The following is a 5049-nucleotide window of genomic DNA, read 5'->3' as shown; positions in this document are numbered from 1 at the left end:
GGCCACGCGCCGCCAGCGCGGCACGGCCGGCCAGCGCGGCACCGCGCGGCCCGCACTCAGACGACGTCGACGACCGTCAACCGCCGCGTCGGCCGCGTCATGGCGACGTAGACGGCGGCAGCCGCACGTGCCGCGTCCGCGCCGACCCGCTCCGGGTCGACCAGCAGCACGCCGTCGAACTCGAGGCCCTTCGCATCGGCACCCGTGAGCACCGTGACCGAGCCCGGCCGCGGCGACCCGAGCGACCGCACGTCCGCCGTGGTCCGGGCCAACCGCTCCCGGACGGCGTCGACGTCGGCCTCGGGCACGATCACACCGGTCGTGCCGCTCCCGATCGCGGCCCGTTCGGCCTCGACGAGCGCAGCGACCGTGTCGAGCACCTCGGCCCGACCGGACGTGACGCGCTGCACGGGGTCGCCGTCGCGGACGGCCTCGGTCTTGGTGACCGTCAGCCCCGCCGCGTCGGCGAACTCCCCCGCCGCGAGGACGATGGAGCGCGGAGTGCGGTAGTTGACGGTGAGCTCCTCGACGCGGTGCTCGATCGGCACCTGCGGCGCACGGCCCCGGCGACGGCGGGCGAGGGCGCCGACGACGTCGTCCCAGGTGCGAGCGGCACCGGGCGAGGACCCCTGCGCCATGTCCCCCACGATGGTGAACGACCGGAGCGGGTTGCGGCGGGCGAGCACACGCCACTGCATCGGGGAGAGCTCCTGCGCCTCGTCGACGACGATGTGGCCGTAGGTCCACTCGCGGTCCTCGGCGGCGCGCTCGGCGGTGGAGCGGGGGTCGCCGCCCTCTGCGAAGGAGCCGGCGACCTGCTCGGCGGTGACGATCCCCTCGACGCCCATGTTCTCGATGGCCTGCCGGGCGTTCTCGATGTCGCGGTTCCGACTCGCCTTGGCCGCCCGCTTGGCGGCGCCGCCGGTGGGGTCGAACGGACCGAGGAGTTCCGCGGCCTCGTCGAGGAGCGGGACGTCCTCGACCGTGAACTCGGTGCCTCGGGCACGGAGCAGCAGCGCGCGTCGCTCCGGGGTCCAGTGCGGGGTGAGTGACGCGAGCCAGTTCGGCCGGGCGTACAGGTCCTCGATGAGCTTCTCGGGCGGCAGCGGCAGCCACGCGGTGTTGAGCAGCACGCGGGCGTCGTAGGACGACCGGATGTCCTCGCGCAGGACCTTCTCGTCCGCCTCGTCCACCGTCGTGCCGCGCTGGCGGAGCTGCTCGGCGAGCAGCCGCGTCATGGCGTCGAGCGCGGTCTTGTTGAACGTGACGCGGGCGGCGTTGTGGGGCTTCCCGCGGTCCTGCGCCCGCTTCATGGCGTCGGCGACGAGCTCGGGCGGGACGACGAGCCGCTCCCCCTCGATGTCGAGCGTGACGGACTCGGTGGGGACGACCTGGCGCGACCGGACCGCGCGACGGAGGAGCTGCGCCATCTCGGCCGAGCCCTTCACGGCGGCGACGTCACGCTGGTCGTGCCGTGTGGCGTGCACGCCCGGGTAGAGCGAGCCGAGCGAGGCCATCACCACGCCGGTCTCGCCGAGCGACGGGAGCACCTGCTCGATGTACGTCAGGAAGGCCGGCGACGGGCCGACCATGAGCACGCCGGAGCCCCGGAGCCGCTCGCGGTACGAGTACAGCAGGTAGGCCGCACGGTGCAGGGCCACGGCGGTCTTGCCCGTGCCGGGGCCACCCTGGACGATGAGCACGCCCTCGAGCGGGGAGCGGATGATCCGGTCCTGCTCGCCCTGGATCGTCGCGACGATGTCGGTCATGCGGCCGGTGCGCTCGGCGGTGACGGCGGCGAGGAGCGCGCCCTCGCCCTGCAGGTGCGTGCGCTCGTCGTCGTAGAGCGTGGCGTCGAAGACCTCGTCCTCGATGCCGACGACACTGCGGCCGTCGAGTGTCAGGTGCCGGCGGGCGCGCATGCCCATCGGGTGCGCGGCGGTCGCCTGGTAGAAGGCGCTCGCTCCGGGGACGCGCCAGTCGAGCAGGAGCGGCCGGTGGTCGCGGTCCCGCAGGCCGACGCGGCCGATGTAGCGGAAGGCGTCCTCGTCGCTGTCCGGTTCGGACACCTCGAGCCGCCCGAAGACCAGGCGGTCGCCGACGCGCTCGAGCGTGGCGATGGTGTCCTCGTAGAGCCGGGCGTACGCATCGCGCTCGCTGCGGCTCTGGTGGTTCCCGCCGACCGCCTGACGGCGGGTCTCGGCGAGACGCTGTTCGGCCTCGGCGGTCAGCTCGTCCAGACGGCCGAAGAGGCCGTCCACGTAGCCGCGCTCGCGGTCGATCTCGGTCGGTTCGGACACACACAACCCTTCGGGACAGGGGAACCCAGTGTAGTCCCCCCGTCCCGGAGTGGGGCTTCCTACATCTCTTCGTGCGTGTCCGGGTCGCCGTCCCAGAGTCGTCCGCGCTCGAGGCCCGAGATCGCCGCGACCTCGTCGTCCGTCAGCTCGAACCCGAAGACGTCGAGGTTCTCGCGCTGCCGTGCCGCGTCGCCGGACTTCGGAACCGGGACGGCACCGATCTGGACGTGCCAGCGGAGCACGACCTGCCCGGGGGTGACCCCGTGCGCGGCGGCTGCGTCCACGATCGGCTGCTCGGTGAGGAGCTCCGACCGCTTCGCCAGGGGGCTCCAGCTCTCGGTCACGATGCCGAGCTCCTGGTGCACCCTCCGCAGTTCGCCCTGCGGGAAGTACGGGTGCAGCTCGACCTGGTTCACGGCAGGGGCGACACCGGTCGCGTCGACGATGCGGCGCAGGTGCTCCGGCGTGAAGTTCGAGACGCCGATCGAGCGGACCTTGCCGCTGTCGCGGAGGTCGACGAACGCCTTCCAGGTGTCGACGAACTTGTCGACCGACGGGTTCGGCCAGTGGATGAGGTACAGGTCGACCGAGTCGAGTCCCAGGTTGCCGAGGGTCTCGTCGATCGACCGGTGTGCCTCGTCGTAGCCGTGGTGACGGCCGGGGAGCTTCGACGTCACGACGAGGTCCTCGCGCGCCACGTCCGACTCGCGGACGGCCTTGCCGACGGCGTCCTCGTTGCCGTAGTTCAGGGCGGTGTCGAGCAGTCGGTAGCCACCGGCGATCGCCGTGCCCACGGCGGCAGCGCCCTCGTCGCCGTTCAGCCCGTAGGTGCCGAGGCCGAGCTCCGGGAACCGGTGGCCGTCGTTCAGCTCGATGGTCGGGGCGCCGACCTGCATCAGCGGACCCCGAGCAGGTCGATGACGAAGATCAGGGTCTTGCCGGACAGGAAGTGACCGCCGCCGGCCGGGCCGTAGGCGAGCTCCGGCGGGACGACGAGCTTGCGGCGCCCGCCGACCTTCATGCCGGGGATGCCCTCCTGCCAGCCGCGCACCAGGGCCGCGAGCGGGAAGTCGATCGGCTCGCCACGGTTCCACGAGCTGTCGAACTCCTCGCCCGACTCGTACTCGACGCCGGCGTAGTGCACCTTGACGGTCGACCCGGCGGAGGCCACGTCGCCGGAGCCCTCGACGATGTCGGTGATGACGAGATCGGTGGGGGCGGGGCCCTCGGGGGCGTCGAACTCGGGCTTGCTGTTCAGGTCAGTCATGTCCGCCAGTCAACCAGAGAGCGCAGAGACGGCGCCGCACACCCACGGAGACCGCCGCAGGCCCCAGAATGGTTCCACCGTGACATCATCCACACCGACCGGCTCCACTCCGACCGGCGAGCGTCGACGCCGCCTGCTCGCCGACCTCACCCCGCTCCGCCGCTCCCCCGCGTTCGCCCGGCTCTGGCTCGGCACCGCCATCGCCGGCATCGGCACCCAGATGACCACCGTCGCCGTCGGCCTCGAGGTCTACGACATCACCGGGTCCACCTTCGCGGTCGCCCTCGTCGGCGTGATCGCCCTGGTGCCGATGATCGTCGCCGGTCTGTACGGCGGCATGCTCGCCGACGCGTTCGACCGGCGGACCGTGGCGCTCGTGTCCGCCGTGGTCGCGTGGGCGGCGGTCGCCCTGATCGCCACGCACGCCTGGCTCGGGCTGCACAGCGTCGCCCTGCTCTACGTCCTCGCCACGGTCAACGCCGTCGCCGCGACCGTGAGCAACGCGTCCCGCTCAGCGATCGTTCCGCGGCTGGTGGGCACGGACCTGCTGCCGGCGGCGAGCGCCCTGGGTGGCATCGCCTCGGGGTTCCAGGTCACGGTCGGTCCAGCGGTCGCCGGCGTGCTCATCGCGGCCGTCGGCTTCGCCCCGACCTACACGATCGACGTGGTGCTGTTCACGTTCGCGTTCCTCGGCGTGTTCACCCTGCCGCGGATGGCCGCCGACCGGGACGCCCTCCGTCCGGGGCTCGGCTCGCTCGTCGAGGGGGCGCGGTTCCTCCGACGCTCCCGGAACATCACCATGACGTTCGTGCTGGACATCGTCGCGATGACGTTCGGCCAGCCACGGGTGCTGTTCCCCGCGATCGGCGCGCTCGTGATCGGCGGCGGGTCGATCACCGTCGGCACCCTCACCGCCGCGTACGCGATCGGCGCCCTGCTCTCGAGCGTCTTCTCCGGGCCGCTCGGGCACGTCCGGCGCCAGGGCGAGGCGGTCGGCTGGGCGATCACCGCGTACGGCGGGGCGATCGCCGCCTTCGGCGTCGTCATCGCCTGCGCACGTGCCCTCGGCGGCCGTGAGGGCGACGCGTTCAGCACGGGCATCCTGCCGGCGCTCGGTCTCGCGGCGCTGTTCCTGGCGGCGGCCGGCGGCGCGGACAACGTCAGTTCCGTGTTCCGGAACACGATCCTGCAGGCGGCCTCGCCGGACGGCATGCGCGGGCGCCTGCAGGGCATCTTCATCGTCGTCGTCACGGGCGGCCCGCGACTGGGCGACCTCTACGCCGGGCTCGTGGTCGCCGCGGGGATCGCGTACCCGCCGATCATCGGCGGCGTGCTGATCATCGGTCTGGTCGCGCTGCTGCTCCGCGCGGTGCCGTCCTTCCGTCGGTACGACGCACGGCACCCCCACGCGAACTGACCGGCGGAGCGGCCGCTGGACGTGACCGCCGTCGGACTGGAGGCGCGGTGCGGGCCCGCACCGCG

Annotated in this window: 4 protein-coding genes; 1 reads left to right on the top strand and 3 read right to left on the bottom strand. The window is 72.8% G+C overall.

The window, feature by feature from the left end; genetic code table 11:
- Positions 1–56: 56 nt before the first annotated feature.
- The 3 genes from Q7F20_RS16780 to Q7F20_RS16770 are packed head-to-tail and all read right to left on the bottom strand — an operon-like array spanning position 57 to position 3567.
- Entirely contained in the window at positions 57–2300 is a 2244-nt protein-coding gene (locus Q7F20_RS16780; RefSeq protein ID WP_305741209.1) for an ATP-binding domain-containing protein, read from the bottom strand.
- A 59-nt stretch (positions 2301–2359) separates the two neighbouring features.
- Positions 2360–3196, bottom strand: a complete 837-nt coding sequence (locus Q7F20_RS16775) for an aldo/keto reductase (protein WP_305741208.1) — start codon at positions 3194–3196, stop codon at positions 2360–2362.
- Positions 3196–3567 carry an FKBP-type peptidyl-prolyl cis-trans isomerase gene (locus tag Q7F20_RS16770; RefSeq protein WP_305741207.1) on the bottom strand — a complete coding sequence of 124 codons (372 nt, stop codon included), beginning with the start codon at positions 3565–3567 and terminating at the stop codon, positions 3196–3198. The genes Q7F20_RS16775 and Q7F20_RS16770 overlap by 1 nt, the downstream gene beginning before the upstream one ends.
- A 79-nt stretch (positions 3568–3646) precedes the next feature.
- On the opposite strand from Q7F20_RS16770, the gene Q7F20_RS16765 reads away from it, so the two are divergent.
- Complete coding sequence (locus Q7F20_RS16765) at positions 3647–4984, top strand: MFS transporter (protein ID WP_305741206.1); 1338 nt, start codon at positions 3647–3649, stop codon at positions 4982–4984.
- The last annotated feature ends 65 nt before the right edge of the window (positions 4985–5049 follow it).

The organism is Curtobacterium sp. A7_M15, assembly GCF_030705415.1.
Lineage (GTDB): Bacteria > Actinomycetota > Actinomycetes > Actinomycetales > Microbacteriaceae > Curtobacterium.
Note: the sequence above shows the minus strand (reverse complement) of the source record. Positions and strands in the feature narration are given on the sequence as shown.

Bases quoted from the DNA above. Each gene is read 5' to 3' on its own strand.
- Q7F20_RS16775 (WP_305741208.1), bottom strand. From the start codon at position 3,196: ATGCAGGTCGGCGCCCCGACCATCGAGCTGAACGACGGCCACCGGTTC.
- Q7F20_RS16770 (WP_305741207.1), bottom strand. From the start codon at position 3,567: ATGACTGACCTGAACAGCAAGCCCGAGTTCGACGCCCCCGAGGGCCCC.